This is a genomic window from Frankia sp. CcWB2 (assembly GCF_977927585.1).
Genome location: NZ_CDWRCM010000279.1, coordinates 845 through 4749 on the forward strand (window position 1 = coordinate 845; position 3905 = coordinate 4749).

Sequence of the window (3905 nt, forward strand, 5' to 3'; positions counted from 1 at the left end):
GCGCTTGGATCTGCGGTACGTGCAGAACTGGTCGCTGCCCCTCGACTTCTACATCCTCTGGCGTACCGTGTTCGCGGTCCTGCGCCGCGAGGGTGCGTACTAAAAGGGAGCGTACTGCGCCGTATCCGTCCCGGACCGTAGCCGGTCGCACAACACGGGCACGGTCGCCAACCTCAATGTGTGGTCAGGGATGCATCAGGCGGACCGAACCGCAACCAGGCCGGCCAGAACAGCTGCCGGTGCTTCCGTCTCGCCGTCCTCGCGTATAGTTTGCTCATCTGGCTTCGCAGCCCCGACCGGCCCTCCCTGCGTGGCGGGCACCTGTTCATGCTTGGCGTGCCGCGGACCCGCGGGTCCGTTATTCTAACGGCCGGTCTAGGTTTGATGCGCCTGGCGTCGACGTTAAAATTAAAATCTCCTCGGATAGCCACGGCCGATGTCCGGATGGCATGCTGGGTGCCGGGCAGACCGCGTCTTCGGAGTTGGCAATCCGTGTCCACGAGGAACCGTGTGCGACGGACAATGGCTACGGTCCTGTTAGTCGTGCCGGTGCCGTCGCCGTCGCTGTCTGGGGAGCACGGTGGAGCGATCTGCGGCGGGGGTTGTCATGCGAAAGACCGTTCGGCGGCCCGACCGTCGACTTTTGATAGTTTTGTTGGTGCTGGTGGCCGCCTGCGGACCGGCTTGGACGTCCGATGGCGAGGATGGGGGGTCGGCCTTGCCCGGTGGGCCGACGTCAGCCTCGTCGACCCCGCAGCCGGGGATGTCGTCGGATCCGTCCGACAAGCAGCCTGCGTCGTCGGGGGCCTCCACCCTGCCGGCGTCCCCGTCCCCGTCCGCGCCGTCGGCTGTCAGTGATCCGCCGGGTTCGACGTCGACATGGGCGCCGAATCCGGTCTGGGGAACGCCGGTCTACGCCGACTCCTTCAACGGGAACACGCTCGACCCGAACCGGTGGACGATCTACGACTCGCCGCAGGTCCCGCTGATGCCCAGGTCACCGGCCAACGTCTCGGTGGCGAACGGCACGCTGCGGCTCACCGGATGGATCGATGCGGCTGGGCGTGACGTTTCCGGCGGTGTCGCCAGCCGCATCAACCTGCGGTACGGGCGGTGGGAGGCGCGGATTCGCGTGGAGCGGGGGTCCGGGTACTCGGCGGTGGTACTGCTCTGGCCGCAGTCTGAGAAGTGGCCGGTCGACGGGGAGATCGACGTCATTGAGGTCCCGGACCCGCAGCGTCAGGTCGGCAGTAACTTCCTTCATTTCGGCAGCGATAATCGGCAGTTGGAAAAAAAGTGTACGCTGATTTTACCCAGTGGCACACAGTCGGGGTGGAATGGTTGCCGAATCGTATCGTATATTATCTGGACGGTAAGCCAACCTGGACGGTCAGGCGGCCGACGAATGCGCGTGAACGCAATATGATCCCGGTAAAGCCGATGCATATGACGCTTCAGCATGATCGAGGCTGTTTTCAGGTGGTCCCGTGCAGGAACGCACAGACGCCGCCAACGGTCACGATGTTCGTCGACTGGATCAAGATCTACCGGGCGCCGGCGAACCTGCTCTGAGACGTCTGGCACAACGATGGCCGCAGTGGTGGCACAGGGGGTTTGGCGGGAGCGGTTGCCGCCGGGTGGGTGACCTACGTGACGAGGCGTGCCGGGTGTGGGTGACGGGGAGCCGAGACCTGCTCTCCGTCACCCACACCGCGCGGGTCCTCGCTCGGGTATGTTCCCGGGCCGGCCCTCATCGTGCTTAGCCTGCTCGGCGTCCGAGTCGCCCGCGTAGGTAGCCGCAGGATGTCGCGGCCACTCCGAAGACGATCGCCGCTGCGCGCGAGCGGTGACCGGCGCTGGACAGATCACGCCAGACAGCCCGGGGAAGGGTCCGACTCACATACGTCCGCTCCGCCTCCAGGGCTGATTCCTGGCCGACGAGCCCGGCAACCCGCGCCTTGGACAGCCCCTCGGCATAGCAGCGTCGCCGGAAGTAGGTGAAGGTTGTTCGTTCGGTGGTCACCCGATGGGCGACCACCGATGCGGGCTCGTAGAGAACGACCGCCTTCGGATCGGACTGGCGCAGCCGAATCCCGAACTCCGTCTCCTCGCAGCCCATCGGGTCCGTGCCTGTGCGGCCGATGCCGTGCGTGAAGTCGCCGACCGCATCGAAGGCCGAGCGCCGAAAGGACATGGATGCGCCGATCGGGTTGCGGACGGGCGCCCGTGAGGTGGGCAGACCCTCGTAGCTGCATCCGACGACCCAGTCGAACTCGGGCGGGAACCATGTGGGCCGGGTGGTGGGCCAGGCCGGACGGGCGGCACCACCGACTCCCATGACACGGGAATCGGCATACGGGGCAAGCATGCGCTCGAGCCAGCTCGGTTCCGCCCTGGCATCGTCATCGAGGAAGACGACGATGTCGCCTGTGGTGGCCGCGATGCCGGTGTTGCGTGCGCCGGACAGGCCGCGTGGGCCCGTGCTCGCCACCACGGTGACATCCGGCATGGCGCTGACGGCACGCCGCAGCAGGGCCTCGTTGTTGTCAACGACGAGGACAAGCTCGTCGTGTACCCCGAGTTGGTCGTGGGCGCTGGCGACGGCCGCGCAGAGGTCGTCCCAACGGGCCTCGGTGTAGCAGCACACGACCACGGACGCGCTCGGTCGGTCGTCAGCAGACCGCGACCCGGGAAGATGCGCGGCGTGGGGTCCGGTTCCGGTGCGACTACCGGAGCCGAGGACGCCGAACTGCCCCAGGCCCGGAATGCTGCTGGTCACATCGTGGGTCACGCGTTCTCCAGCCGCGTCGTGGAGGTGGTGATCGAGGCGGCGGGGCCGGCCGGGGTGCTCAGGCCGAGTGGGGTGGTCGGCGCATGCTTCTGCTCGGGGATGTCGAGCAGTGGGTGCGGCGGGACGGTGGCACGTGGCCGGATCCGGGCCTTGCCACGGGCCTCGACCAGGATGGTGCGCAGCACCCGGGTGCCGTCGGAGAGCGCGTTGAGGTTGCTGGCGCCATGGATCCGGTGGTGCTCGTAGCTGGGCACCTCGACTACGCGCATGCCGGCGAGCGCGACCCGCATGTTGATGAGGGTCTCGACTTCGAACCCATCACCCCATCGCTTCACCGAGTCGGTGCGGCCGGGCTCCATCTCCAGCACTGGCAGGCAATGCCGCCAGAAGGCGTTGTAGCCGTAGCATAGGTCGGTGTAGCGACTGCCGATCAGCAGGTTGACCAGGCCGTTGAGTACCCGGTTGCCCAGGCGGCGCAGCTGGGTGATGTCGCTGCTCCCACCGCCAGCGCAGAAGCGGGAGCCCTTCGCGAAGTCTGCGCCGAGGACAAGCGCGGACACGTAGGCGTCGATCTCACCGGGATCGGCGGAGCCGTCCGCGTCGAGCATGACGATGATGGAGCCGGTGGCCGCCGCGAATCCACAGGCCAACGCGTTACCCTTCCCGCGGCGGGTCTGGTTTACGATGACCACGTCCGGCCGCAGTCGCCGTGCCACCTCGACGGTTCCGTCGGTCGACCGCCCGTCGACGAGCACGATCTCCGCATCGGCTGGCAGGCGGGCAAATACATGTGCCAGATTCCGGGCTTCGTTCAACGCTGGAATGACAACGCTGACCGTCGGCCGAGTCTGAGCTGTCGACATGAGAATTCTCCCCCATGAATCTTCAGTGCCCTTCGGCGCGAAGGGCCCGGGGCGCTGTGCCCTGCAGAACCTTCGACTAGGCAGATCTGCCGAGGAGTCAGAATTCCGTGAAGCAGGGTGGACGTAACCCCGTGCTTCCAGATGCCCCCCGGTGGTTGCCGCCTGCTTCCGGCGCGGACTACATACTCCCCAGGGCAGGATAGCAGTACGGATGCGGGGATTGATGGTGGAATGACAACCGCCTAGTACTC

The 3905-nt window shown here is 66.5% G+C and carries 4 protein-coding genes; 2 read left to right on the forward strand and 2 right to left on the reverse strand.

The window, feature by feature from the left end; genetic code table 11:
• Positions 1-763 precede the first annotated feature (763 nt).
• The gene (locus ACY45C_RS20350; protein ID WP_462189155.1) at positions 764-1426 is read left to right on the forward strand and encodes a glycoside hydrolase family 16 protein; all 663 of its coding nucleotides are present in this window, start codon (positions 764-766) and stop codon (positions 1424-1426) included.
• Complete coding sequence (locus ACY45C_RS20355; RefSeq protein ID WP_462189156.1) at positions 1333-1572, forward strand: glycoside hydrolase family 16 protein; 240 nt, start codon at positions 1333-1335, stop codon at positions 1570-1572. The genes ACY45C_RS20350 and ACY45C_RS20355 overlap by 94 nt, the downstream gene beginning before the upstream one ends.
• 187 nt (positions 1573-1759) lie before the next feature.
• On the opposite strand, the gene ACY45C_RS20360 is transcribed toward ACY45C_RS20355, so the two are convergent.
• On the reverse strand, positions 1760-2791 hold the full coding sequence (locus tag ACY45C_RS20360) for a glycosyltransferase family 2 protein (protein ID WP_462189157.1): 1032 nt from the start codon (positions 2789-2791) through the stop codon (positions 1760-1762).
• Entirely contained in the window at positions 2788-3654 is an 867-nt protein-coding gene (locus ACY45C_RS20365) for a glycosyltransferase family 2 protein (RefSeq protein ID WP_462189158.1), read from the reverse strand. The genes ACY45C_RS20360 and ACY45C_RS20365 overlap by 4 nt, the downstream gene beginning before the upstream one ends.
• Between the last annotated feature and the right edge of the window lie 251 nt (positions 3655-3905).